Source organism: Acidimicrobiia bacterium (assembly GCA_040881685.1).
In the GTDB taxonomy this organism is placed as follows: Bacteria; Actinomycetota; Acidimicrobiia; order IMCC26256; family PALSA-555; genus SHVJ01.
This window is the reverse complement of the sequence record JBBECS010000036.1, coordinates 166,357-191,289: the sequence shown is the minus strand read 5'-3', so window position 1 is coordinate 191,289 and position 24,933 is coordinate 166,357. Positions and strand designations below refer to the sequence as shown.

Sequence of the window (24,933 nt, the reverse complement as noted above, 5' to 3'; positions counted from 1 at the left end):
GCGTCCGGCACGGTGTCGGGCCCGGCTCTCGCGCGCCGAGTGCGCGCGCGGAGCGGCCGCCGGCGCCGCCGGCGTCCGCCTCGTGGGCACGGGGGGTCGTGCCGGAGGGAGAGTGCGACGATCGGGCAGGAGCGTCGTCAAGGTCCTGGGCTCACCCGTTGGCGCCGAGCGTCGGCTTCACGTCGGTCCAGCCGTTCAGCGTCGTCGTGGGCGCGTCCGGTGCCTCGGGGACCTCTCCCGCGATCAGGACCGGGGTCGGCGGGCCTCCAGGCGACAACATCCCGAGCTCGCGAGCGCGGGCGGTGATCTGTGCCGGAGACGCGGCCTGGGCGTACTTCCATCGTGCGTTCTCGTATCGACGCTCGGCCGCCGCAGTGCGCTCTTCCAAGCGGGCGAGGGCGATCTGGCTCTGCGCGAGCAACGCGTGGAATCCGACGACCGTGAGCAGCGTGAGCACCACCGCCCACGCGCCGACGATCGTGCGCCGACGCCGGCGCGCATGTGTCCGTGCCGGGACGACGTGCAGCTGCGGTCGCGGCGCAGGCGCGCGCCACGGCCCCCACGTCGAAGGGAACGCGACCGCCGTGGCCGCGCGCTGCGATCGGTCGCCGCTGCGGGCGCGGGTGGTCGCCGGACGTGTGAGGACTGCGGTTGCCGTCATGACTCGACCGTCGCGGCGACCTTCTCCGCCGCGCGCAGCCGTGCGCTCTCCGAGCGCGGGTTGGCAGCCACCTCGTCAGGGCCGGGCCGAAGCGGTCGGCGCGTCAACAGCCGCACGAGCGCGTTGCGGGTCGGCTCGACCGGGAACCCGCGAGGCTGCTCGCTCGCACCTGTCCAACGCGCGAAGCGCTCCTTGACCATGCGGTCCTCGAGCGAGTGATACGCCAGCACGAGGATGCGGCCGCCAGGCGCGAGGAGGTGCACCGACTCGTCGAGGCCGGACGCGAGGTTCGGCAGCTCCTGGTTCACCTCCATGCGCAACGCCTGAAATGTGCGACGTGCGGGGTGAGGACCGCGTCGACGCGCCCGCGCCGGGATCCCGTCCTTCACCGCCGCAACGAGGTCGGCAGTGGTCTCGAGCGGCCGCCGCGCCACGATCTGCGCGGCGATTCGGCGGGCGAACTTCTCCTCACCGTACCGCTCGAGCACCGCGACAAGATCCGCCTCGGCGTACTCGTTGACCACCATCGCCGCGGTCAGCTCTTGTGCGGCGTCCATCCTCATGTCCAGGGGCGCCTCGCCCCAGTACGAGAAGCCGCGTTCGGGCCAATCGAGCTGCGGGCTGCTGACACCCAGATCAAACAGGATTCCCATGACCATCCCCTCGCTCGCCTCGCTTGCGATCGTTGCCAGGTTCTCGAAGCCGCCGTGCACCACCCGGGCCCGCTCCCCGAACTCCGCCAGCGCCGCGGTTGCGGCAGTGACGGCATCGAGGTCACGGTCGAGGCCGAGGAGGCGGAGGTCGGGTCGTGCTGTCAGGAGGGCTCGTGCATGTCCGCCGCCCCCGACGGTCGCGTCCACGACCAACCCTGCGGGCACCGGCTCGAGGAGCTCGATCACCTCTCGGGTCATCACCGATGTGTGTGCGAAATGACCCATGACGTGTCCTCTGCCACCGACCGACGCTGCGGGGCTGTCGCCTCGGAACCCGCCAGGTCTGCTACCAGCCCCCCGGACGGACGAGTGCCGTTCGGATTTCTCCCCGAATCGACTTCGGTGGAAGCGGGCGGAGTAGGGGCTTCACCGCGCCGACCAGGGGGCTGGTAGCAGACCCGTACGGGTCGTTGTTGGCTGCGCTCGCTCGCGAGTGCTCCTTTCGGTTGGCTGTCGTTGCTCGTCAGACCAGGATCCCGGGCAGCGTGCTGTCGCTTGCAAGCAGCGCGGATCCCTCTGCGCACTGCTCGCGCCACAGCTCGGCGTCCCAGATCTCGATGTGTGTCGCGTTGCCGATCACGTAGACGTCGCGCTCGAGGCCCGCGTACTCACGAAGCGGGGGCGGAATCAACACGCGCCCCTGCGTGTCGGGGGTGACGCTGCTAGCTCGGGAGAAGATGAATCGGGCGACCTTCATCTTCTCGCCGCCCTCGCGCGCCAGCTCCTTGGTCCGGGTGGCGACGCCTTCCCACTCGCCGTGGGTGTAGACGGCGAGACACTTCGCCTGCCCGGCAGCCAGCATCGCCCCACCCTCCAGGGCAGGACGGAACTTGGCCGGGAGGATCAGCCGTCCCTTGTCGTCGAGAGAGTGTGAGAACTCTCCGAAGAATGCGTCCACGGTCCCCTCGTGGAAGTGGGGCCCCCGCGAGAGGCCTTCCTCCACTTTCCACCATTTCAGGGCACATTAGGACCACTTTCCCCCACGGTCAACCCCCCATCCACCACACGTCCCCCATCCGTTCCCACGAGCCACCCCAGTCCCCCGCGTTCCCCGGGTCTCCCGGCTGCGGGGGTGCGGGAACCCGCGCTCCGCCTCGATGCAGCCGCACGAGCGACGCGGGTTCAGCTGGCGCGCCCGAGCGGTGGCTTTGCCGCCGCTCGACTCCATCCGCACGGAACACTTCGCGTGGGAGGGGCTGACGGGGAGGGCCTGCCCTCCACGTCCCGTTTACGCCGGGACGGCCTGGCGGGGTTCGGGGAGGTAGGCGTGCCAGGCGGGGTCGAGGGAGCCGACGGTGGCGATCAGCCAGAGGGCGGCGTGTGGGGCCTGGGGGGCGCGGCGGAGGCGGAGGCCGGCTTCGTGCACGAAGCGGTCTTCCTTGCGCGCGTTGCAGCCGCGACATGACGCGACGACGTTCTCCCACGAGTGCGTGCCGCCGCGGGACCGAGGCACGACATGGTCGATGTTCTCGGCGCCGCGGTTGCAGTACTGGCAGCGGTGGCTGTCACGGGCGAACACGGCTCGGCGCGAGAGCGGCACCCGGGTGCGGAACGGGACTCGTACGAAGTGGACGAGGCGGATCACCGAAGGCGCCGGCACCACCGCCCGCTCGGAGCGGAACTCCGCGCCGTTGCGCTCGAGGATCTCGGCCTTCTCTTTCAGGACGAGCACGACCGCCCGGCGAGCCGAGACCACACAGAGCGGCTCGAAGCTGGCGTTGAGCAACAGCGCTCTCCCCAACTCGAGGAACCTCCTCTGGAACCCGACTGGCGAGGAGTCTACCGGTGTGCCGCGCGCGCCCTGGAGGTGTTCGCCCGTTCCTCCCCGCGGCACCACTCGAGATACGTCACGAGGTCGCCCGGCGCGGGCGCGCCGTCGCTGCCGTACTGGGTCTCGAACCGAAATCGCAGGTAGGCGCGGTCGGGCTGGGGCAGAAATGGAGGCCGGGTCCACCACCGCGGCCGACTCGCCCGCACCAGCTGCCGGAGGGCCGTCGGCCACAACGGTGGCCGGGCCACGACCGCCGCTACGGCGCGCGCCCACGATCGACGTGACCCCGTGCTGCGCACGTCCCAACGGTACGCCCCGGTACCCTGCGTGCAGCCCACAGCCGAACGCGGACCAGCGGCGAGCGCCCGCTGAGCCGGGGCCGAGCGGCCCGGCGCCGTGGCGCCAAGAGCGGGAACGAGGAGAGTGGACGTGGCGCAACCTGCAACCGCCCGCGGCGTCGACGTCGCGGCGCTGTTCGATGCGCTGCTGCGCAACGTCGAGCAGGTCATCCAGGGCAAGCGAGACCAGATTCGGCTGGCGCTCGTGTGCCTGTTCGCCGAGGGCCACCTCCTCATCGAGGATGTGCCTGGCGTTGGCAAGACGTCCTTGGCCAAGGCACTGGCCCGTTCGATCGCCGCGACTGCCAACCGCATCCAGTTCACGCCCGACCTCCTTCCCTCCGATGTCGTGGGCGTGTCGGTGTGGAACCGCTCGACCAACGAGTTCGAGTTCCGGCCGGGCGCGGTGTTCGCGCACGTGGTGCTCGCCGACGAGATCAACCGGGCGTCGCCGAAGACGCAGTCGGCCCTACTCGAGTCCATGCAGGAGCACCAGGTGACGGTCGACTCCCGCACGTACGCGCTGCCTCGGCCGTTCTTGGTCATCGCCACGCAGAACCCGGTGGAGCTCGAAGGCACCTACCCGCTGCCCGAGGCACAGCTCGACCGCTTCCTCATGCGCTTGCCGATGGGATACCCGAGTCGAGACGCCGAGGTCGCGATCCTCGAGACCCAGGGCGCGGCACGCACGCGGGTTGACCAGCTCGAGCCGGTTGCGTCAGCGGCCGAAGTCGCCGCGGCGGCTGACGCCATCGTCGCCGTGCACGTCGCGACGGCACTCCAGGCGTACATCGTCGATCTCGCAGAGGCGACGCGTCGACACTCCGACCTCGTCCTCGGCGTCTCGCCACGCGGCGCGCTCGCGCTCCAACGCGCGGCGCGGGCGCTCGCTGCGAGCACAGGCCGCGAGTACGTCATCCCCGATGACATCAAGACGCTCGCGCCGGCCGTCCTCGAGCACCGCGTGCTCCTCGGACCCGAGGCCGAGCTGCGTGGCATCACGACCAACGAGGTCGTGCGCGCCGTCCTCGCGTCGGTACCGGTGCCCGGCGCGTCGGGCTGAACCCGATGGCGGCGAACAACCAACCCGCGGAGCCATCCATCAGCCTCACGCGCCGGGGTTGGACGTTCACCGGCACCGCCGGCGGCCTGGTGCTCGGGAGCCGCGTGCTAGGTGCCGGCCCGCTGGCCGGACTCGGGATCGGCGCCGCTCTCCTCATCGGAGTCGCGCTCGTCTGGGTCCGCGTGCGGCGACCGTCGCTGCGCATCGGGCGCTCGGTACGGCCCGCTCGTCTTCACGTCGGCACCGAGGGCCGGGTCGTCCTCGAAGGCTTCACCACGACCAAGACCCCACTGCTCACGCTCACCGACCGCGTCGACGACGGTCGCCGCGCCGCGCGGTTCCTCCTCCCGCCGAGCGAGCCGGACGCGCCGGTGCGGGCCGTCTACCGAATCCCCACCCAACGGCGAGGTCGGCACGTCGTGGGACCGCTCGTGGGCTCGCTCACCGATCCCTTCGGCATCGTGCGACGCACGTTCGTCATCGCCGAGGCCACCGACGTCGTGATCTGCCCGCGCATCCACGCCGCGGTCGCGCCGCGTCGGGGTGGTGGCGGAGAGCCGGCGGCCCACGCCGAGGGTGCACGTGCGCCCGCGCTCGAGCCCCTCGGCGAGTTTCTCGCCATGCGCGACTACGAGCCAGGTGACGATCCTCGGCGAGTGCACTGGCGGTTGAGTGCCCGCCGCGGCGAACTGCTCGTGCGCCAGGACGAGGCCGCATCGCCGGGACGGGTGGTGCTCGTGCTCGACACGCGCCCCGAGGTGCACGACGACGTAACGTTCGAGGCTGCGGTCGAAGCGATCGCATCGCTGGCAGTGAGTCTCCGACGCGCGCATGCGCCCTTCGAAGCGCTCACGACTCGAGGTGACGTGCTCGGTCGCCCCGGCCCCGGCTCGGTGGAGATCCTTCTCGAGCGGCTTGCGGTGGTCGAGGTGAGCGAACCCGACTACTTGGTGCAGGTCGTCGCCGGCCTGCGCGACCGACTCGGGATCGGTGCGGTCGTCACCGCGACGGGATACCTCGACGCTGCTCTTGCCGATGCGCTGGCGTTGCTGCGGCCGCGGTGCCTCGTCACCACGATCGCGACGGGCAAGAGCTCTGACCCGATCGCGTCGGTGCTGCCGGTGATCGATGCGTCGACCGACTTCGCTGCGGCTTGGAACGCGTTCAGCTCCCGCAATTCGAGGCGATGGAACCGCGCCAGCTCCCTCTCGTCGTAGCGCTCGGCGCCCTCAGCGCCACGCTCGTGCTTGCCTTCGGGCGGGTCTTCGAGTCGGGCGCCTACGTGTTCGCGCTGGTCGGCGCGGCGCTGCTCCCCCACGCGATCGGCGCGGTCGCCCGGTGGAGACGAGCGAGCGACCTGATCACCTGGGGTGGCTCGACCGCGGGCCTCGTGCTCTATGCGCTCCTCGCAGCTCCCGGGATCGGGGTCTCGAACCTCGGTGCCCGTCTCTCCGGCGGGTGGCACGTCATCACGAACGATGCCGTCCCGATTCCGAGCACGCCGGGGGCGGTGCTGTTCGCGGTGATCATCGTGTGGGTGGCGGCGACCGTCGCCGACGACCTCGCGTTCCGCCGCCAGGTCTCCCTTGGTGCGCTCGCGCCGGGCTTGATGGTGCTGATCTGGGTTGCTGCCCTCGGCGTCGATGACGGGCAATGGCTCGTGGTCGGGGTGTTCGGCGCGTGCGGCAGCCTCTTCCTCGCGCTCCAGCACCAAGCGCTGCTCGAACATCGGCGCACACGGCTTGGACCCCAAGGATTGGTCGATGCGCCGCGGTTGCTGATCGCCGGCGCGCTCGTCGGCGTGATCGCGGTGACGGTCGGCGTCGCCGCCGCGCCCGCCCTCCCAGGGGGCGACGAGCCGCTGTTCGAGACCTCTGGCCTCGGCCGCGACCAGTCGAACGACAGCTACCGCACGAGCATCCCGCCGCTGCTCGACGTCGGCGACAAGCTCAAGCAGGGCGAACGGCAAATCCTGTTCACGGTGAAGGCACCGCGCGCCGACTATTGGCGGATCGTCGCACTCGATGACTACCGATCGATCGGCGGAGGCCAGTGGACGCTGACCGCCGAAGGCGACGCGGCCGTGGCCGAGGGGCTCGACGAGTCCGACGCGCAGGCGCCGTTGCCCCAGGAGTATCGAATCAGGGATCTCGGCGAGCGCTGGATGCCGGCCGCGTACGAACCGGTCAGCGTGAGCCAGAAGGACGTCCTCGTGGTTCGGTCCTCGACGACACTCGTGACCCTGGATCGGACCGTCACGGGCCTCCGGTACACGGTTGTGTCCGACGCGCCCGATCCGCAGATCGCGCCCGGCGACGCCGACGCGACGACTGACCCCGTACCGGCCGAGCTCGAGCGCTTCACCGAGCTGCCCGACGACTTCCCCCTCACGGTGATCGCCGAGGCGCAACGCCTGACCGATGGGCTGGTGACGCCGTACGAGAAGGCGTCCGCGTTGCGCGACTTCTTCCGTGCCGAGGGTGCGTTCGTCTACAACCCGAACACGGATCTCGGCGACAGCGAAGACGTCATCGCACGATTCCTCGAGGAGCGCAAGGGGTTCTGCGTCCAGTTCGCGAGCGCGTACGCAACGATGGCGCGTGCCGCGGGGATCCCCGCTCGAGTCGCGGTGGGATTCACGCCCGGTGAGCTCGTCGACGGCGTGTACCGCGTGACGAACCTCGACGCGCACGCGTGGCCCGAGGTGTGGCTCGGCGAGTCGATCGGATGGACCCACGCGTTCGACCCCACGCCGCCGAGCACCGATCCTGGCGGTAGCGACCTCCCCGGCGAGGAGGACGCCGTCACGCCGCCGACGACACCGGCGACATCGGAAACGCCCGATCAGACCGGGGTGACCACGCCGACGGTCGCTCCCCCGACCACGCCGGTGACCGGACCCGGGAGCGGCGTCACCGTCGACCCCGACCCAACCGCCGCGGACGACACCGGGAACAGCACATCGTGGCTACTCGCGCTCGTGCTCGCGGTCGTCCTGCTCGTTGTGGCACCCCTCGTGATCATCGTCGGGTTGAAGGCGGGTCGACGCTCCCGCCGCCGATCACGGCCCGACCCGGCCGCCGCGATCAGCGGCGCGTGGTCCGAAGCGGTCGACGACCTCGCGGACCGGCGCCTCACGTGGCCCGCGTCGGCCACACCCCTCGAAGTCGCGCGCCGCGTGCCCACGGTTGCCGGAGCAGCCACCGAGGAACCGCTCCGCGCCCTGGCCCACGCGTACGGCGCCGTGCAGTACGGAGCCCATCGTCCGGAACCCGAGGCCGCGCGCGACGCATGGCGTCACGTCGACGCCCTGCGCGGCGCGCTCGACGCTTCGAGCGGGGTAGTGCGCCGCCTCCGTGCCCGTCTCGACCCCACCACGTTGCGCCAGCGCGCGGCAGCTGCCGCTCAGCACTTCCCGCTCTCGGCGCCAGAGGCGCCGGGCCGCTCCTCTCCACTTCGGCGACCGCCTCCGACGCCGCGAGGAGAAGCGCGGCGCGATTCCTCGGCTCAGCCGGAGCCCGCCGGATGGTCGAAACCGCGGAGCCCTTCCACGAACGACTGACGGTCCCGGGAGAACTCCCGGACGTCGGCTTCCACGTCGGCCGCGATGCGATCGACGGCCACGAAGAGAGCCAACTGCCCGTGCCGGAGCGCATCCAGGATCTGCCCGTCGTCACGGCACGCCCACACTCGATCGCCGTCGGTGACCATCCTGAGGCCGGCAATGTCCTCACCCGCGCTCAGCAGCTCGTTCACGGCCCGCCGGATGCGTGCGAGAGGCAAGCCGGCCTCGAGGAGCGACCGCACCATCCGCAACGCCACGAGATCGCGGAACGAGTACGGGCCGGGCGAAGCCGCGCCGGGAACGACCAGACCGCAGCGCTCCCAGTACTCGAGCTGCGCCGGCGTGCACCCGGCGAGCCGTGCCGCCTGCAACGCCGTATAGGTCACAAGCGCGCGAGCGTTAGCCGGCGTCGTCGTCGCGCTGCCAGCGATCGCGCCAGCGCTTGCCCGCGTTCCCGAACATCCCCTTGAACGCACCGCCACGCGCAGCCGTCAGGCTCTCCAGTCCGGCGCGCCCCATCTTGCGGACGTGGTGCTCGATCACGAGCAGGCAGAACAACATGATGAGGAAGCCGCCGACCGCGAGCGGCAGCACGCTCGTGAACGTCATCACGAGCAGCGCCAGCCCAGCCACGAGCCCGAGCGCCGCCCACTTGATCATCCGGGCCGAGTGTCGGTACAGCGTCGTGTCCGAGACTTGCTGCACCAGCTTCGGGTCGGTGACCGAGAGATTGGCCTCGATCTCCCGAAGGATGCGCTGCTCGTCCTCGGAAAGTGGCATGCGTGTGTGCTCGTTCGCCTCGCGAGATCGGGTCAGGTGACCCGGCGGGACATTGTCGCGCAGCCGCGACGCCCCCTCAACGCGAGCAACCGCCGCTCGGAGACCGGCGGTCAGCCACCGATGCGATTCACCGCTCCCCCCGCCGCGGCCGAGCGGTATGCCGCGTCGACGATGCGGTGCGCGGCCAGCGCCGTGGATGCGTCGGGCCACCCGGTCGCTGTGGAACCACCGGTCGCCACCGCGTCGAGAAACGCCTTCGTGGGCTGCGCGTACTGCGCGATCGGGGCCAGGAACTCCACGGGCACGTCGAGGCGCGAGGCCCAGTCCGGGAGCTCACCCTGGATCACCGACGTGCCCGCGCTCGTCTCCACGTGCAGCGGCCCCAAGTAGTCGTCATCGGCCCAGAGGAAACCGTCTTCGCAGAACACCTCGAGTCGCCGGTTCGAGGTCCGGCTCAGCACCTGGTGCCAGACGCTGAGCAACGTCGCGTGCGACCCGTCGTCGTAGCCGAGCGTGAGCGCGGCAACGTCGTCAATGCCGGCATGTCCAAACCGTGAGGCCACCTCCGCCCGGACCCACACGGGTGCACCCAGGATCCACGCGAGCACATCCACGTCGTGGATGGAATGCTCGAGCAGCGTGCCGCCACCGGCCTTGGCGACGTCCGACCGCCACTCCGACGAGTAGTGACCCTGGATCGGGAAGAACTGATCGTCCCGCATGAGCACGGCCAACGGCCGACCGTGGCGCCCGGAGGAGATGTCGGCAGCAGCCGCGGCGAACACCGGCGCATGGCGCAGCACGAGCCCGACCTGATGGGGCACCCGCTCGAGCAGCACCGCCACCTCCTCGCACTCGGCCATCGTCGGAGCAAGCGGCTTCTCGCAGAACACCGCGAGACCGCGCTCAACTGCCGCGGCGACGACCGCTCGATGGTCCACGGTCCAGGTGCACACCCAGACCGCATCGACCGCGTCGATCAGCTTGGTGACCTCGGTACAGCGACGCGCACCGTGCGGCTCGGCCAAGCGGGCCGCACGCTCGGCATCGACATCGCAGGTTGCGGTCACGACGGCATCGACGAGGCCGGCCTTGACCAGCGCCGCGAGTGCGAACGAGTGCACGGTCCCGATAAAGCCACAACCAACGATGCCGACGCGTACGGTCATGATCCGCGCTTCTCTCGGTCGGGCATGAGGCGAGCCGGCGCGACCGCATCGTCGCCGTATCGAGCCCGCACGCGGTCGACGCTGCGTTCGAAGTCACTGCGTTGCCGATGCGCGGCTGCACTCTCGGTCGGGCTCGCATCGTCATCCAGCAGGAGCGCCTCCTGGATCGCGCCAGCGGTGTCGAGCTGTTGCACCGACAGACCCAACAACCGGACGCCGCTCCCCAGGTCAACGGCGGTGAGCAACGCGGCACCCGTACGCGCCAGGTCACCAGCAAGGTCGGTGGGCTCGGCGAGGGTTCGCGAGCGCGTGATGGTCTGGAAGTCGGAGTAGCGGATCTTGAGCTGCACGGTCCGGCCAACGAGTCCCGCGCCCCGCAGTCGAGACGCAACGCGATCCGCGAAACGCAGGACCTCGCGCTCGAGCATCGCTCGATCGAGGACATCCTTGGGGAACGTCTCTTCGTGACCGATCGACTTGGTCCGTTGCTCGGGCTCCACGTCGCGCTCGTCGTGGTTCCACGCGAGCGCGTGCAAGTGATGGCCACGGGCTACACCGACGGCTCCCGTGATCGTCTCTTCGGGAAGCGCGGCCAGATCACCGATCGTCCGCACGCCGAATCGAGCCAGCTTCTTGCTCGTCGCCGGTCCCACCCCCCACAGCCGCTCGACCGGCAACGGGTGCAGGAACTCGAGCTCCGTCCCTGGCTCGACTACCAGCAAGCCGTCCGGCTTCGACACATCGCTCGCAATCTTGGCCAGGAACTTCGTGGTCGCGACCCCGACCGATGCCGTGAGCCCGGTATTCGTGTGCACGCTGGCGCGGATCGACTCGGCAATCGCGGGCGCAGGGCCGTGGAGCCGGCGCGCACCCGCGACATCGAGAAACGCCTCGTCGAGCGAGAGCGGCTCCACCAGCGGGGTGAACGACCGCAGGATCGCGATGACCTCACGGCTCGCCGACTCGTACCGCTCGAAGCGTGGGGCCAGGAACACTCCGTCCGGACACGCCCGTCGAGCGCGACCCATGGGCATCGCCGACTGCACACCGAACTGCCGAGCCTCATAGCTGGCCGCAGCGACCACGCCGCGCGGTCCGAGCCCTCCGACGATCACCGGCCGATCGGTCAGACCCGGGTCGTCGACCTGCTCCACCGATGCATAGAACGCGTCGAGGTCGACATGCAGGATCGTCGGCTGCGCATCGTCGGTCACGTCGTGGCGCGGCGCACCGAGAGGGCCTCGTGGCTCGTGCCGTGAACCGCGTAGCGATAGCCGCGCGCGGCCGTTGGTCCCCATCGCTCCGACAACCACTCGCAGAGGGGCTCGTGGACCCAGCGCGCACCTGGTGCCAGTCGTTCGACACACTCGTGGACCGGTAGGAACTCAGCCTCGACGACGATGCCGTCCGGGTCCTCGACCCGAAGCTCTCCTTCGTACTCGAGCGCGCGATGGATCTCCGCGCGCAGTGTCCACCCGAGATCGACCGCTTCGCAGACCACCTCGTACAGAGGACCTTCCCACTGGGTCACGTGCAGGCCGGTCTCCTCTTCCACCTCGCGCGTGAGCCCTTCCAGCAGCGAGCCGTCCTCCGCGTCGATGACGCCGCCCGGCGTGCTCCAGTCGGAGCGCCCGCCGCGGCGCACGTTGCGCACGAGCAGCACACCCGTCGGTGCCTCGACGAGCGCGCCGGCAACGAGCCACTCCCGCATCACCGCTCAGGATAGGAGCAGCCGAGCGGCCCGCAGGGCGGTACCGGGTACCCCGGTGCCGAGCGAGCGCGACCACCAGGGCGACCCGATCCGTGGCCGTACGATCAGCGGCAACGCTCAATTCAGTGAGCGAACGCCCGCGGGTGGAGCCTGCGGAGTCGACCATCAAAGTGGGCCCCGCCCCGCAGAGAGCGAAGCAAGATGCAGGAGCCGATCGGGCGCGATGCCCCGCCGACGATGCCGTCGCGAAGCGCGTTCCTCCTCGCCTTCGTGAGCGTGGTCGTGGCCGGGTTCTTCGGTGGCGTGATCGGCTACGGCATCGCCGACATCGATTGCACGCGCAGCTGCGCGGGGTCGCGCCTGCTGGCAACCGTCATCGGGGCCGTCATCGGCGCAGCCGGTGTAGGAATCGTCGCGGTCCTCGTACTGCGCGCGATGGCTGAGTGGCGCCGCGGCAAGAAGGCTCCGTAATACTCGGCGAGTGCCTCCGGCACCGCATCTACCCCAATCGAATTCTTCGAAAGCCCTCCGCGTAGGCGACGCCGGCAGCGAGACCAGCCTCCTCGGCGCTGTTGCGTAGGAACTCCCGGAACCACTCGCCGGTCTCGGTCAGCTGGCTCGCGTGGCAGAAGAGGGCATCGATCTTGCGCTCGAGCGTGTCGGTGATGTCGACCCAGCAGTTCGGCTCGAGGGTTCCGGTGAGGTACACGGCACCAACATGGTGGACTTCGAGCCCTTCGGCCCGATGCTCGGGGAAGTAGTGCGGGTTTCCGGCCGCAGGGGCAACGGCATCAAGCGTGGCCCAACCGGTGACGCGGTGATCACGGTGGTTGAAGTACCCGTCGCCGAAGAACACGGCGGTCGGATCCGGGCAGACAACGATCTCAGGTCGCACCTCACGCACGCAGCGCACGATCGATCCGACGAGGTCGCGATTGTCGGCGATCTCTCCGTCGCCGTAGTCGAGATGGAGGTGTCCGGCGAAGCCGAGCTTCGCCGACGCCGCCGCCGTCTCCTCGACGCGGACGCGCGCGAGCGCATCCAGATCGGCGTCGGGATCGATCGTCCCCTTCTCGCCACGAGTCGTGATGAGCACCCAGACCTCGGCGCCGGCATCCGCCCATCGAGCGAGGGTGCCTCCCGCAGAGATCTCCGGGTCGTCGGGGTGCGCGTACACCGCGAGGGCGCGTCCCGGCGGGTCGGCAATCAGGGTCATCGCGTGAGCGCGTCGAACGCGGTGATCGCTCGGTCGATACCGTCGTCGTCGACATCCTTGTGCGTGACGAAGCGGGCAGTCTTGGCATCGATCGTGCCGCAGCGGACGCCGTGCTCCTCGAGCCGGCCGACGATCTTGTCGGGCAGGCGATCGAGGGGGGCACACACGATGTTGGTCTTGACCGTTTCGGGATCGATGCTGCCCGGATAGCGGTCGGCCAGCGCGTCCGCGAGACGCCGCGCACGCGCATGGTCTTCCGGGAGGCGCTCGACCATCTCGTCGAGCGCGACCAGACCAGCCGCGGCGATGACGCCCGCTTGACGCATCCCACCGCCGAGGCGAGCGCGCTCCTCGCGCGCCGATGTCATGACGGTGAGCGAACCGCAGAGCAGCGAGCCAACCGGCGCGCCGAGCCCCTTCGACAAGCAGAACATCACCGTGTCGCAATGGGTCGCGAGCTGCGCCGGCGTCGCGCCGACAGCGGCCGCGGCGTTCCAGATCCGTGCGCCGTCGCAGTGGATACCCACCTGGTGACGGCGGGCGACCTTGGCCAACGCGTCGAGCTCGTCGACTCGCCAGGGCCGCCCGCTGGCCGGCATGTGGGTGTTCTCGATCGCAACCGCCGAGATCGGGGGAAGGTGATGGTCCTGGTTCGCAGCGACGTCGTCGAGCTGGGCGGGATCGAGCACGCCGTCAGGGTCAGCAAGCGGCCGCAGCTGGACACCCGCGTTGCGAGCCGCAGCTGCGCCCTCGTAGCGGTACACGTGAGCACGCTCGGCACATACGACCTCGGAGCCGGGTCGCGCTAGCAGCCGCAGCGCGAGCTGGTTGCCCATCGTGCCCGATGGCACGAAGAGCGCCAGGTCCTTGCCGAGGAGCTCAGCGGCTCTCGCTTCGAGTCGGTTCACCGTCGGATCCTCGCCGTACGCGTCGTCGCCAACCTCGGCATCGGCCATCGCGCGCCGCATCGCGGGCGTCGGCGTGGTCACGGTGTCCGAGCGCAGATCGACCCACCCGCGATCCGATCCGCTGCTCAAGGCCCCCCTCCCGTACCGTGCATCGGTCGCAGAAGTCCCTCCTGCATGACGGTGATGGCAACGTGCCCATCGGAGCGGAACACGTGCCCGAGCGCGAGGCCGCGCGCGTTCGAGGCTGACGGGCTGAGCTGGTGGTACAGCATCCATTCATCGGCGCGGAACGGCCGGTGGAACCACATGGCGTGATCGAGGCTGGCCATCATGAACCGCCCGTCGTACCCGATCGCGTGCGGAAGGGTCGCGGTGTCGAGGAGCGTGAGATCAGACGCGTAGGCAACGACACACGCGTGCAGCAGCGGATCGTCAGGGAGCTCGCCGTTTGTCTTGATCCAGACGTCCTGCGTCGGTTGACGCGGCGCGGGTTCGAGCCAGTGTGGGTCCTGCACGGGGCGCGAGTCGATGGGCCGCTCACGAACGAGCCACTCGACCATGCTCTCGCCGAGTCGATCCAAGTACGGCTCGAGCCGCTCACGGAACGTGGGCAGCTGATCGGGCGCCGGTACGACCGGCATCTCCATCGAGTGGTCGGGACCTTCCTCCATGACCTGGAACGAGGCGGCGAGGTTGAAGATGGCCTTCCCATGTTGGATCGCGACGACACGCCGTGTCGTGAACGACTTTCCGTCGCGGATGCGGTCGACTTCGTAGATCACCGGGATGTTCGGATCACCGGGTCGGAGGAAGTACGAGTGCAACGAGTGCACCGGTCGGTCGTCGCTGACCGTCCGCCCCGCCGCCACGAGCGCCTGGGCGGCCACCTGGCCACCGAAGATGCGCTGACGATCCTCGTCGGGACTGACGCCGCGGAAGAGGTTCTCCTCGAGCGTCTCGAGCTGGAGGAGATCCAGCAGATCGTCGAGCGGCGATCCCATCAGCGGTGCTTCCTCTTGCTCATCCGAGGAAGACCTCCGCGTGCTCGAGCAATGAGCGAGGCACGGTCTTCAGCTGCTCGATCGCATCGGCAATCGGGACGCGCACGATGTCGGTCCCGCGCAACGCCACCATCTTCCCGAAGTCGTGCTGGTGAGCGGCGTCAGCCGCTTCGAGCCCGAATCGCGTCGCCAGGATGCGGTCGAACGCAGTCGGCGTGCCACCGCGCAGGATGTGACCCAGGATCGTGACGCGCGTCTCGAATCCGGTGCGCTGCTCGATCTCCGGCGCGAGCAGGTTCCCGATACCGCCGAGACGGACGTGTCCGAACTCGTCGACGCCGGCCTCCTGGATGGCCATCGTGCCTTCCTTGGGCACCGCGCCCTCGGCGACGACGACGATCGAGAAGCCCGCGCCGCGTGAGTGGCGCTCACGAAGCCGCTCGCAGACCTGCACCACGTCGAACGGCTCCTCGGGCACCAGCACGACGTCGGCTCCGCCCGCGAGCGCCGCGTGGAACGCGATCCACCCGGCATGGCGTCCCATCACCTCCACGACCATGACGCGGTCATGACTCTCAGCCGTCGTGTGCAGACGGTCGATAGCGTCGGTAGCGATTTGTACCGCGGTGTCGAACCCGAACGTGACGTCGGTGCCAGACAGGTCGTTGTCGATGGTCTTGGGCACGCCAACCACGTTGAGACCATGGTCGCCGAGGCGACACGCAACCCCCAACGTGTCCTCTCCCCCGATTGCCACCAAGGCGTCGACGCGCTCGCGTTCGATCGTGCTCAGCACAGCAGCCACGTGCGCGGGGTCTTTGAACGGGTTCGTGCGCGACGTACCCAGGATCGTTCCCCCACGGTGGAGCAACCCCCGGGTGCGATCTGTGGTGAGCTCCATCGTCTCGTCCTCGACCACGCCGCGCCATCCGTGCCGGAACCCGACGAGCTCATCGCCGTAGACGCTCTCACCCTTGCGCACAACGGCGCGGATCACCGCGTTGAGGCCAGGGCAGTCCCCTCCACCAGTAAGCAGGCCGATGCGCATCGGATCCCTTCGTATCGCGCGCCTCGTCCATCCTGCCTCAACCGACCTGCCAGAGCCGACGAGTGGAGGATCATGTGGTCGTTGAGTGGCACCGGTAGTCTCGCCGCGTGGCTCGCGCTCCCAAACAGCGGGTGGAAGACGCCGCTCGCGCCGTCCTCACCGAGGGTGAGCGGGTCTCGTCGACAGGCCGATGCTGGGCCGTGCAAGCACGCCCCCGAGTTCCCTTGCTCCTGCTCGCCCGACGCCAGTACGTGATGGCACTCACGGATCGGCGCGTCCTCGTGTTCGCCCGCCGACGGGGCGGGCCCGACGCACCCGACCTCGTCATCGGGAAGCGGTACGAGACGTTCACGCTCGAGCGCGTGAAGCGACGCCGCCCGCTGGTCCAGGTCTCGCTGCAAGCGTCGAGTGGGAACCGGCTGGTCTTCGAGTTCCGCCGCGGCGAGCGCGAGCTCGCCGGTGAGCTCATCGCTCGCTTGACTCCCCCGCCTCGCGCCACCCCAGCCGAGCCTGACTCGACGCAGGACTCCGTGCCATCCCCACAGGAGCCCGAGTCCGACGACTCGGGCTTCTGGGGTTCACAGTGACGGCGCGCCGGACGCGCTGATCGTGCGCTCGGCGCACACATGACGGTCGTCCTCTCGATCGACGCGGGGACGACCGGCGTTCGCACGTTCGCCGTCGACGAGCACGGGCGGCCCGGAGCGTGGGCGTATCGCGAGTTCCCGCAACACTTCCCGCAACCGGGGTGGGTCGAGCACGATCCCGAGGACATCTGGGCCGCCACCCTGGCAACGCTGGCCGAGGTCGCCGCAACACTCGAACGGAAACAGCAGTCGGTCGCGGCGATCGGAATCACGAACCAACGAGAGACGACCGTCGTGTGGGACCGCGCCACCGGCGCGCCGCGTCACCGCGCGATCGTCTGGCAAGACCGCCGCACTGCGGGTCGCTGCGACGAGCTGCGCATCGGCGGCCACGAAGCACTCGTGCGAGCGCGCACCGGGCTCGTGCTCGACCCGTACTTCTCGGCCACGAAGCTCGAGTGGCTGCTCTCCGAAGGCGGAGTGGAAGCCGACGCGAACCTCGCCTTCGGCACCGTCGACTCGTGGTTGCTCTACCGGCTGACCGGCGGCAACGACCGCGGGGTACACGCGACCGACGCCACGAACGCCAGCCGCACGCTCTTGTTCGACCTCGACACGCTGGATTGGTCCGATGACCTGCTCGCGCTCTTTGCCATCCCCCGCGCGTGCTTGCCCGAGGTCCGGCCGAGTCGTGGTCGATTCGGAGTCACCGACGCGTCGTGTGCTGCAGGCTTGCGCGTGCCAGTGAGCGGCATCGCCGGTGACCAGCAATCTGCACTGTTCGGTCAAGCGTGCTTTGAGCCCGGCATGACGAAGAACACGTACGGCACCGGCTCGTTCGTGCTCATGAACGTCGGCGCGACGCGCCCCGATCCTGTCGACGGTCTGCTCACCACGGTCGCGTGGACCGGGCCCGACGAGGTTGCCTACGCCCTGGAAGGTGCGATCTTCGTGACCGGAGCGGCCATCCAATGGCTCCGCGACGGGCTCGGCCTCATCCATGACGCCGCGGAGGCCGGCCCGCTCGCGGCGAGCGTCCCCGATGCCCGCGGCGTGGTCATGGTGCCCGCGCTCACCGGGCTCGGCTCACCGTGGTGGGATCCCTATGCGCGCGGCGCGGTGTTGGGGATCACACGTGGCACCAACCGCGCACACTTCGCGCGCGCCGTGGTCGAAGCCATGGCCTGGCAGACGCGAGATGTCATCGATGCGATGACCGCGGCATCCGGTCGTGCCCTCACGGAGCTCCGCGTGGACGGTGGAGCAAGCGTCATGGACGTGCTCTGCCAGTTCCAAGCCGATGTGCTCGACGTGACCGTGCGTCGCCCGGTCGTCAAGGAGACCACCGCCCTCGGCGCCGCGTACCTAGCGGGCATCGCGGAAGGCGTGTGGTCGAGCGCGGCGGACGCCGCGGCATCGTGGCAAGAAGAGATGTCGTACGCCCCCGCGATGGCGGCCCAGGAAGTCACCCGGCGCCACGACGAGTGGCGTAGAGGACTCGACCGCGCCCGAGGGTGGGCCAGGGAAGCGGCGAATGATTGACGTAATCCACCCAGCATCGGCTGGCGCGCCCGATGGCCGGCTTGGCTCGCCATCAACTACCTCGCCGCGAAAGCGGTCGCGTCTGGAGGGGCTGACGGGGAGGGCCTGCCCTCCCCGTCCTCGTCAAGCCGCGTGCGTGACGGGAGTGAGCGGAGCGATGCGTGCGAGGTCGGTCGGCACGTCTTCGGCTCGCTTCGTGGCGTACGTGTCGCGGTACTCGTAGCGATCACAGAGCTCGACGATCTCGAACATCAGCTCGTCGGTCAGCTGACGAAGCGCGAGTCCTTCGGTATCTTCGGCGTATCGGTCGGCGTGGATCGGTGCGCCGAATCGGATCTCCACTCTTCGGAACAGGCGCGGGAGCTTGCGGTTGATCGGTTGGCACTCCTCGGTACCGACGAGGCCGACCGGGACGATCGGCGCGCCGGTGCCCAGCGCCAACCGGGCGACACCGGTGTGCCCGCGGTGTGTGAAGCCGTCGCGCGTGCGGGTGCCTTCGGGGTAGATCCCGAACACACCCCCGCGCTCGAGCACGTCGGTGGCCGCAGCCAGAGCGCCCTCGCTGGCGCTGCCGCCTTCACGTCGGATCGGGATCTGCCCCACTCCACGAAAGAACCATGCGGTCTTCTTCGAGTCGAAGTACTCGGCCTTGGCCACGAACGTGACCCGACGACCGACGACCAGGGGCAGGAACAGCGAGTCCAGGAACGAGCGGTGGTTCGCGGCCAGGATCACAGGACCATCGGAGGGCACGTTGGACCGACCCACGACCCGGACCCGATACAGCCCGCGCAGCAGCGGCGTGAGCACGCCTTTCATGATCCAGTAGAGCATCCGAGTTCAGACTACGGGCGAACGGTCCGGGTGACGAAGGGAGACCGGGGACCAGCAGGTACGCGCCGGTAACTTCAGCCCAGCTTCTCGAGCGCACGCCTCATGCCGCGGACGCCCTGGCCGATGCGTTGCTCGTTCTCCACGAGGGCGAAGCGGACGAAGCCCTCTCCACCCGGACCGAACCCCATTCCCGGCGCAACCGCGACCTTCGCGTCGCGTACGAGGAGCTTGGCGAAATCGAGGCTCCCGAGCTCTTCGTACGGTTCAGGGATCTTCGCCCATACGAACATCGTGCCCTTGGGCTTCTCGATCTCCCACCCGATGCGCGACAACCCGTCGATCAGAGCGTCGCGACGGCTGCGGTACACCTCGTTCACCTGCTTCGGGAAGTCGGGCTCCTCGTTCATCGCCACCGTCGCCGCGATCTGGATGGGCTGGAACGTCCCGTAGTCGAGGTAGCTCTTGATCTTCGCCAGTGCCGCGACGACCGCGGCGTTCCCGAGCAGGAACCCCATGCGCCATCCGGCCATCGAGAACGACTTCGTGAGCGTGTACAGCTCGACCGCCACCTCGTCCGCGCCTGGCACCTGAAGGATGGACGGCGGGTCATGCCCGTCGAAGCCGAGGTCGGCGTACGCGTTGTCATGCACCAGCAACACATCACGCTCACGGGCGAAGTCGACCATCTGCTGCATGAAGGAGAGGTCGACACACGTCGTGGTCGGGTTGTGCGGGAACGAGAGCACGATCACGCGCGGCCGGGGCCACGAGTCTTCCCAGGCCTCGATCAGGTTGGCGAAGAAGTCCTCATCGGGGCCGAGCCGCACGTGGCGCACGTCGGCACCAGCGAAGAGCGGTCCCCAGATGTGGATCGGGTACGACGGGCTGGGAACCAGCGCGGCATCACCCGGGCCGAGGAGCACCCACATCAGGTGCGAAAAACCCTCTTTGGCCCCGATCGTCGTGCACGCTTGCGTTTCGGGATCGAGCTCGACGCCAAACCGGCGCCGATAGAGGTCGGTGATCGCGAGTCGAAGCTTCGGAATTCCGCGACTCGCGGAGTATCGATGGTTGCGCGGGTTGCGCACCGCCTCGCAGAGCTTGTCGACGGCAACCGTTGGAGAAGGCAGGTCGGGATTGCCGAAGCCGAGGTCCACGATGTCCTCGCCGGCGCGCCGACCCTCCATCTTCAACGCGTCGATGGTGGCGAACACGTACGGGGGCAACGCATCGATGCGGCGGAACTCCACGGCACGACGGTACCAGGAGCAAGCAATAGCACCACCAGTGTTGATGCTCGCCGTAGGATCGCCGCCCCATTCGATTGCGTTCAGAGGCGCGTGTTCGCGGCGCAGAACTGCGGGTGGCTTTGCCGCGCGCAGCTCGGTGGACACGGAGCCTGCGTAGTCGACCAGACGTGCAGGTACCCTGCGACGCAACGAGCCGACCCATGAAGTGGAGTGAGTGATGCCCGAGACCCTCTCCATCTCGACCGAGCACTGCACGGTCGAGCGCTCCGGGCCCGTCGTGATCATCACGATGAACCGACCCGAGAAGAAGAACGCGTTGAGCCCGGCGATGCTCGTCGGGTTGGCCGATGCGTACACGTACGTCGACGACACCGTCGATGTGCGCGCGGCCGTGCTCACCGGCGCGGGTGGTGCGTTCTCGTCAGGGATGGATCTCACATCGATGAACCAGCCCCGTAGCGAGTACGTCGAGAAGCGCATGACCGACGAACCCAACCTGCACTGGAAAGGCTTGCTGCGCGACTACCGCTGTTCCAAGCCCATGATCGCCGCCGTCGAGGGCCACGCGGTGGCGGGTGGCACCGAGATGCTCCAGGGCACCGACATCCGAATCGCCGGCGAAGGCGCGATCTTCGGTGTCTGGGAAGCCCGGCGCGCGCTGTTCCCACTGGGTGGTTCGGCCTGCCGGCTCCCCCGCCAGATCCCGTACACCGTCGCGATGGACATCCTCTTGTCCGCGCGAGCAGTGAGCGCGCACGAAGCCCAGGCCATCGGGCTCATTGGGCGGGTCGTACCCGACGGACAGGCTCTCCCGGTCGCGCTCGCTGTCGCCAACCAGGTTGCCGAGTGCGGGCCGCTGTCCACCAAGGCCATCCTCCGCGCTTGGCGCGAGACCGAGCACCTGTCGGACCGCGAGGCGATGCAGCACCAGGACAAGATCGGCTGGGAGGTGTTCGCGAGCGAAGACGCGAAGGAGGGCCCGCTCGCGTTCGCCGAGAAGCGCAAGCCGGTCTTCAAGGGCAAGTAGTGGCCGGACGCACCGGCTGGTATCCCGATGCCACGGCGTTCACCACGCCCGCGCGCCTTCATCTTGCGTCCGTGACGAGGCGCTTCGTCGACACGATCCTCACCGTGCCGGCCGAAGAGTCCGAGCTCACTGCGGCCGCGACCGAGCTCGAGCGGATGGTCGCCACGCTCGAAGGTTCGATGCCGGAACCTGAGGCGCACGGCCGACCACCTGAGCGCCGCCACGACGACTACCTGCCGCGCAGCCCGCTCGTCGGCGAGCTCAACGTCGTCTCACCGCCGTTCCACTGGGAGATGATCGAAGGCCGACTGCGCGCTCACGGGATCTTCGGTCCGGCCCACGAAGGGCCCCCCGGGTATGTGCACGGCGGCTGGGTGGCACTCGCGTTCGACGAGGCGCTCGGCATCGCCAACGTCGCGTCAGGACACGCAGGCATGACGGCGCGGCTGACGATTCGCTACCGGCGCCCCACTCCGCTCCATGTCGACCTCGTGCTCGAAGCCGGGGTGCACAAGATCGAAGGACGTCGCGTGCACACTGCCGGGCGGTTGCTCGACGGTGACACCGTCACCGCCGAGGCCGAGGGGATCTTCGTGAACATCGGTGCGGCACGCGCGCTCGAGTACTTCGGTGACCGACCCGCGAGTCCCGAGCCCACCGATCCTCTTCCCTGACTCGCTCTAAGCCAGCGCCTCGCGCACGCGTTCTCCGAGCAGACGCGCAGTGCGCGGGTCGGCTGCATCGACCGCGCCGAAGATCACCCAGGCTGCGCCTGCCGCCGCCAGCCCGTCGACCGCAGCAGCGACGTTGACCGGCCCGCCGACCAGCGTGGCGGCCGCGACACCGAGCGACGCTGCGCGATCTCGTGCCGCGGCATCCGATTCATCGAGCACGACGAGCCCGCTCCAGCTGCATTCGAAGGGTTCGCGAACAGCTGTGGCACTCACCTCATTGGCGTGTCGTGCGAAACGCTCCGGATCGAGCCCCCAGACATTCCAACCATCGGCCTCCTGTGCGGCGACGCTTCGCACGGCTCGGGCAACCCCGCCCACCCACACGGGTGCTCCGCGATCGCGAACCTCGCGCACCGTGTGTTCCAGGGTCGTCACTCGCGCGCCCATCGAATCGAAGCCGAGCCCAAACGCCTCGTTCTCCTCCTTGCTCTCGGAATCACCTGCACCCACACCGATGACCACACGACCCGGAGCCAAGCGCGCCGCGGTGGAGACGATCGCCGCCGTGCTCGCAGGCGGGCGGAGCGAGGCACGCAGCACCAGCGTCCCGATGGTCACTCGCGTCGTCTCAGACGCGACCGCTCCGAGCAGCGCTCCCGCTTCGAGTGCCGGACGCCGCTTGCCGTCGCGTGCGAGTCGGAACAGGTGGTCGTAGACGAACACACCGTCGACGCCGGTTGCGTCGGCCGCGCGCGCGACCGCAAGTGCGATCTCCGGGTCTTCGACGAAGGACGGGAGCGTGATCCCGATGCGGACCCGGGAGCTCACTCGGTCAGCTCGCGTGCGAGAGCGGCGGCGCCGACGACCCCTGCCTGCGCCCCGAGCTCGGCGGGCACCACCGGCACGCTCGGGCGGAACTCGGCCCCTTCGAGGTGGTGGTCGAACGCGGTGCGTAACGGCGCGAGCAACAGGTCACCAAGCTCGACGAGGCCACCCGACACCACGATGATCTCAGGATCGAGGATGTTCGCGAGACCGACGAAGCCGAGCGCGACCCGTCGTGCGTAGTCAGCGAGGAGCGCCACACCGTCGGGTTCGCCCGCGCTCGCCGAGTCGCCGACCTCGTGACCGTCGACGTTCGCCGGGTCACCCCCCGCGCGGGCGAGCACATTCGGCGCGCGGCCGTCGGCCGCGTGTGCGCGCGCAAGCTGCCCAAGCGCGGTCCCCGAGGCCGCGGCCTCCCAATGCCCCGGCTCGCCGCATGCGCAGCGCTCCCCCGCGGGGTCGAGCTGCCAATGACCGACCTCGCCAGCAAACCCGTGGCCGCCGCGGTACACCCGGCCGTCCAAGATGATCCCACCGCCGATCCCGGTGCCGAGCGTGATCACGAGCGCGTGGCGACACCCTTGCGCCGCGCCGTGGCACACCTCCCCCCAGGCCGCGACGTTGGCGTCATTGTCGACCACGACGGGGAGGTCGAGCGCTTCGCTGAGTGCGGCGCCGAGTGGCGCGTGTCGCAGCATCGGCAGGTTCGGCGCGTAGTGAACGGTTCCTTCAAAGTCGACGAGGCCTGCTGCCCCGACACCGACGGCCCGGGCTCCCCCGCGGCTCGCGAGTGCCCGGGCGTGGCCGGCGATCAGGGAGACGAGGCTGTCGAAGTCACCGCCCGTCGGCTCGTGCTCGTCAGCCAGCACCTCACCATCGCCCGAGACGAGTGCGACGCGCAGGTTGGTGCCGCCGAGATCGACGCCGATCGTCGGCGGAACCGACGAGTCGACGCCGCTGGTCACTCGGCGAGGTCGAGATGCCGGGGCGCGTCCCCTCCGGCCTGCTCGTCGTCGGCCTCCGCGTCATCGTCGTCTGCGTCGTCGCGGCGAGCGTCCTGTTGCTCATGGACCGCCTTGCCCGCGGCATCGACCACGCATTGCGCGGCGAGCAAGAGCTCCTGCGCGGCCCGGACGACGTGCTCGGCGACTTCGGGCGCCGCCTCGAGCAGGGCGCTCACGAGCGACTCGATCGCGCTCGGCGGCGGCAGTCCGGGTTCGGACTCGTTCCCGACCTCGCCCGACGCCTCGGCAGCCGGGGAGGTGTTGTCGCTGACGTCACGCAAGGGCTCGGTCATCGGCTCACTCTCCGATTCGGTGTTGTCGTGCAGGTCATGAAGAGGTTCGCTCATCGATTCGGCCTCTTTCTTCAGCTCCCGCAGCGCGGTACCCACGATCATGCCCGCAGCCCGGCGTTTGATAAGCCCGGGAAGCGGGATCGCGACATCGACCACGAGGTCATAGCTGACCCGCGTACCGGGACCCTCAGCCTCGAAGCCATACCGCCCGTCGAGCCGGCGCAGCACGTCGCCTTCCACGAGCGCCCAGGAGAACGCAGCGGGTTCCTCGTCGTAGTCGTATGCGAGCACGTAGCGAATGCTCCGCCCGAGTCCGGCGACGCGGTACTCGACGAGCTTGCCACGTCCTTGCGAGTCACGCTCAAGGACCGCGGCGTACTTCACGTCCTTGGCCCACTCGGGGTACCGCTCGTAGTCCGTCGCGACGGCCCAGGAGCGATCGGGCGGTGCCGCAACCGAGATCTGCTCGTGTGCCTCGTCAGCCATCGAGGTCCATCGAAGCAAGGCAGATGGGCGGGCGCAACCTGAAGGTCATCGGCCCCGAGGCGCATCCGATCGCGGTGGGAACGCGCCGTGCCGAACGGCCCAGAGACCAACGAGACCCAGTGGCAGCATCGGCACCAGCACGCCGAAGGGGTTCGCCACCGCGGTAGCGGCGCAGAGGGCGACGGACACACCCAGCGCAGTGAAGAGCTGACGCCGGACCTCGGTCGGCGCGTCGCCGACCGTGAGGAAGATGCTCGCCACGACGAGATCGTCTCCCTGCGAACTGCGCACGAACGCCACGGCGAACACCCACGGCCACACCACGAGCGACACGCCGAACAGCGTGAACGCCATTCCGATCGAGGGACCCTCGAAGCCGTCCACTCCGAGCGCGTGCGGAACCGCCGTCAGCGCGAAGAGCGCATCTGAGATCCATGACGCGACGATGATCCGCCGTCCCTGCATTG

The 24,933-nt window shown here is 69.3% G+C and carries 28 protein-coding genes; 8 read left to right on the top strand and 20 right to left on the bottom strand.

Going from position 1 to position 24,933, the window contains the following annotated elements; translation table 11 throughout:
- Positions 1-151: 151 nt before the first annotated feature.
- From WEE69_09250 to WEE69_09230, 5 genes are all read right to left on the bottom strand, one after another.
- Positions 152-661, bottom strand: coding sequence for a hypothetical protein (locus WEE69_09250; protein ID MEX1145478.1), 510 nt, complete (start codon positions 659-661; stop codon positions 152-154).
- On the bottom strand, positions 658-1,599 hold the full coding sequence (gene rsmH / locus WEE69_09245; GenBank protein MEX1145477.1) for a 16S rRNA (cytosine(1402)-N(4))-methyltransferase RsmH: 942 nt from the start codon (positions 1,597-1,599) through the stop codon (positions 658-660). The genes WEE69_09250 and rsmH overlap by 4 nt, the downstream gene beginning before the upstream one ends.
- Positions 1,600-1,837: 238 nt before the next feature.
- Complete coding sequence (gene mraZ, locus WEE69_09240; protein MEX1145476.1) at positions 1,838-2,272, bottom strand: division/cell wall cluster transcriptional repressor MraZ; 435 nt, start codon at positions 2,270-2,272, stop codon at positions 1,838-1,840.
- A 330-nt stretch (positions 2,273-2,602) separates the two neighbouring features.
- Positions 2,603-3,115: an HNH endonuclease gene (locus WEE69_09235; GenBank protein MEX1145475.1), complete on the bottom strand. Its 513-nt coding sequence runs from the start codon at positions 3,113-3,115 to the stop codon at positions 2,603-2,605.
- 38 nt (positions 3,116-3,153) lie between these two features.
- Complete coding sequence (locus WEE69_09230) at positions 3,154-3,444, bottom strand: hypothetical protein (GenBank protein ID MEX1145474.1); 291 nt, start codon at positions 3,442-3,444, stop codon at positions 3,154-3,156.
- Positions 3,445-3,574: 130 nt separating this feature from the next.
- On the opposite strand from WEE69_09230, the gene WEE69_09225 reads away from it, so the two are divergent.
- The 3 genes from WEE69_09225 to WEE69_09215 are packed head-to-tail and all read left to right on the top strand — an operon-like array spanning position 3,575 to position 8,108.
- Positions 3,575-4,546, top strand: a complete 972-nt coding sequence (locus tag WEE69_09225; protein MEX1145473.1) for an AAA family ATPase — start codon at positions 3,575-3,577, stop codon at positions 4,544-4,546.
- Positions 4,547-4,551: 5 nt separating this feature from the next.
- Entirely contained in the window at positions 4,552-5,763 is a 1,212-nt protein-coding gene (locus tag WEE69_09220; protein ID MEX1145472.1) for a DUF58 domain-containing protein, read from the top strand.
- A complete protein-coding gene (locus WEE69_09215) occupies positions 5,733-8,108 on the top strand; it encodes a DUF3488 and transglutaminase-like domain-containing protein (GenBank protein MEX1145471.1) in 2,376 nt (791 codons plus the stop codon). Before WEE69_09220 ends, WEE69_09215 begins: the two co-directional genes overlap by 31 nt.
- Here the strand turns inward: WEE69_09215 and WEE69_09210 are convergent.
- The 5 genes from WEE69_09210 to WEE69_09190 all read right to left on the bottom strand — a co-directional run bounded on the left by WEE69_09210 (position 8,054) and on the right by WEE69_09190 (position 11,771).
- Positions 8,054-8,497, bottom strand: a complete 444-nt coding sequence (locus tag WEE69_09210; protein ID MEX1145470.1) for a helix-turn-helix domain-containing protein — start codon at positions 8,495-8,497, stop codon at positions 8,054-8,056. The two genes, WEE69_09215 and WEE69_09210, sit on opposite strands and share 55 nt — an antisense overlap.
- A 13-nt stretch (positions 8,498-8,510) precedes the next feature.
- Positions 8,511-8,891 carry a DUF3040 domain-containing protein gene (locus WEE69_09205; protein ID MEX1145469.1) on the bottom strand — a complete coding sequence of 127 codons (381 nt, stop codon included), beginning with the start codon at positions 8,889-8,891 and terminating at the stop codon, positions 8,511-8,513.
- A 110-nt stretch (positions 8,892-9,001) separates the two neighbouring features.
- Complete coding sequence (locus WEE69_09200; protein ID MEX1145468.1) at positions 9,002-10,060, bottom strand: Gfo/Idh/MocA family oxidoreductase; 1,059 nt, start codon at positions 10,058-10,060, stop codon at positions 9,002-9,004.
- Entirely contained in the window at positions 10,057-11,358 is a 1,302-nt protein-coding gene (locus tag WEE69_09195) for a DNA polymerase IV (protein MEX1145467.1), read from the bottom strand. The genes WEE69_09200 and WEE69_09195 overlap by 4 nt, the downstream gene beginning before the upstream one ends.
- Positions 11,271-11,771, bottom strand: coding sequence for an NUDIX domain-containing protein (locus WEE69_09190; protein MEX1145466.1), 501 nt, complete (start codon positions 11,769-11,771; stop codon positions 11,271-11,273). Before WEE69_09190 ends, WEE69_09195 begins: the two co-directional genes overlap by 88 nt.
- 201 nt (positions 11,772-11,972) lie before the next feature.
- Here WEE69_09190 and WEE69_09185 point away from each other — a divergent pair, with 201 nt between their 5' ends.
- Positions 11,973-12,242 carry a hypothetical protein gene (locus WEE69_09185; protein MEX1145465.1) on the top strand — a complete coding sequence of 90 codons (270 nt, stop codon included), beginning with the start codon at positions 11,973-11,975 and terminating at the stop codon, positions 12,240-12,242.
- Positions 12,243-12,270: 28 nt separating this feature from the next.
- Here WEE69_09185 and WEE69_09180 read toward each other — a convergent pair whose 3' ends face one another.
- Genes WEE69_09180 through WEE69_09165 form a run of 4 tightly spaced genes read right to left on the bottom strand, consistent with a single transcriptional unit; the run spans position 12,271 to position 15,944 of the window.
- Positions 12,271-12,987 (bottom strand): PIG-L deacetylase family protein, encoded by a 717-nt coding sequence (locus WEE69_09180; GenBank protein ID MEX1145464.1) that lies wholly within the window; start codon positions 12,985-12,987, stop codon positions 12,271-12,273.
- Positions 12,984-13,976, bottom strand: coding sequence for a GntG family PLP-dependent aldolase (locus tag WEE69_09175; GenBank protein ID MEX1145463.1), 993 nt, complete (start codon positions 13,974-13,976; stop codon positions 12,984-12,986). Before WEE69_09175 ends, WEE69_09180 begins: the two co-directional genes overlap by 4 nt.
- 44 nt (positions 13,977-14,020) lie before the next feature.
- Positions 14,021-14,896 (bottom strand): acyl-CoA thioesterase II, encoded by an 876-nt coding sequence (tesB, locus tag WEE69_09170; protein MEX1145462.1) that lies wholly within the window; start codon positions 14,894-14,896, stop codon positions 14,021-14,023.
- A gap of 19 nt (positions 14,897-14,915) precedes the next feature.
- The gene (locus WEE69_09165; GenBank protein ID MEX1145461.1) at positions 14,916-15,944 is read right to left on the bottom strand and encodes a 6-phosphofructokinase; all 1,029 of its coding nucleotides are present in this window, start codon (positions 15,942-15,944) and stop codon (positions 14,916-14,918) included.
- Between the two features lie 107 nt (positions 15,945-16,051).
- Between WEE69_09165 and WEE69_09160 the strand changes: the two genes are divergently transcribed.
- The gene (locus WEE69_09160; GenBank protein MEX1145460.1) at positions 16,052-16,531 is read left to right on the top strand and encodes a hypothetical protein; all 480 of its coding nucleotides are present in this window, start codon (positions 16,052-16,054) and stop codon (positions 16,529-16,531) included.
- Between the two features lie 39 nt (positions 16,532-16,570).
- Positions 16,571-18,073, top strand: coding sequence for a glycerol kinase GlpK (glpK, locus tag WEE69_09155; GenBank protein ID MEX1145459.1), 1,503 nt, complete (start codon positions 16,571-16,573; stop codon positions 18,071-18,073).
- A gap of 123 nt (positions 18,074-18,196) precedes the next feature.
- On the opposite strand, the gene WEE69_09150 is transcribed toward glpK, so the two are convergent.
- Together WEE69_09150 and WEE69_09145 are read right to left on the bottom strand one after the other, a co-directional pair.
- Positions 18,197-18,907 (bottom strand): lysophospholipid acyltransferase family protein, encoded by a 711-nt coding sequence (locus tag WEE69_09150; protein ID MEX1145458.1) that lies wholly within the window; start codon positions 18,905-18,907, stop codon positions 18,197-18,199.
- Positions 18,908-18,981: 74 nt separating this feature from the next.
- Positions 18,982-20,157, bottom strand: coding sequence for an aminotransferase class I/II-fold pyridoxal phosphate-dependent enzyme (locus WEE69_09145; GenBank protein ID MEX1145457.1), 1,176 nt, complete (start codon positions 20,155-20,157; stop codon positions 18,982-18,984).
- 217 nt (positions 20,158-20,374) lie between these two features.
- Here WEE69_09145 and WEE69_09140 point away from each other — a divergent pair, with 217 nt between their 5' ends.
- Positions 20,375-21,184 (top strand): crotonase/enoyl-CoA hydratase family protein, encoded by an 810-nt coding sequence (locus tag WEE69_09140; GenBank protein ID MEX1145456.1) that lies wholly within the window; start codon positions 20,375-20,377, stop codon positions 21,182-21,184.
- On the top strand, positions 21,184-21,858 hold the full coding sequence (locus tag WEE69_09135) for a PaaI family thioesterase (GenBank protein MEX1145455.1): 675 nt from the start codon (positions 21,184-21,186) through the stop codon (positions 21,856-21,858). The genes WEE69_09140 and WEE69_09135 overlap by 1 nt, the downstream gene beginning before the upstream one ends.
- A gap of 6 nt (positions 21,859-21,864) precedes the next feature.
- Here the strand turns inward: WEE69_09135 and WEE69_09130 are convergent, their stop codons facing one another.
- From WEE69_09130 to WEE69_09115, 4 genes are read right to left on the bottom strand one after another with little or no spacing between them, the layout of a single operon-like run.
- Positions 21,865-22,686 carry an LLM class flavin-dependent oxidoreductase gene (locus WEE69_09130; protein ID MEX1145454.1) on the bottom strand — a complete coding sequence of 274 codons (822 nt, stop codon included), beginning with the start codon at positions 22,684-22,686 and terminating at the stop codon, positions 21,865-21,867.
- On the bottom strand, positions 22,683-23,648 hold the full coding sequence (locus WEE69_09125; GenBank protein MEX1145453.1) for an ROK family protein: 966 nt from the start codon (positions 23,646-23,648) through the stop codon (positions 22,683-22,685). The genes WEE69_09130 and WEE69_09125 overlap by 4 nt, the downstream gene beginning before the upstream one ends.
- Positions 23,645-24,466, bottom strand: a complete 822-nt coding sequence (locus tag WEE69_09120; GenBank protein ID MEX1145452.1) for an SRPBCC family protein — start codon at positions 24,464-24,466, stop codon at positions 23,645-23,647. The genes WEE69_09125 and WEE69_09120 overlap by 4 nt, the downstream gene beginning before the upstream one ends.
- A gap of 45 nt (positions 24,467-24,511) precedes the next feature.
- The gene (locus WEE69_09115; GenBank protein ID MEX1145451.1) at positions 24,512-24,931 is read right to left on the bottom strand and encodes a hypothetical protein; all 420 of its coding nucleotides are present in this window, start codon (positions 24,929-24,931) and stop codon (positions 24,512-24,514) included.
- Between the last annotated feature and the right edge of the window lie 2 nt (positions 24,932-24,933).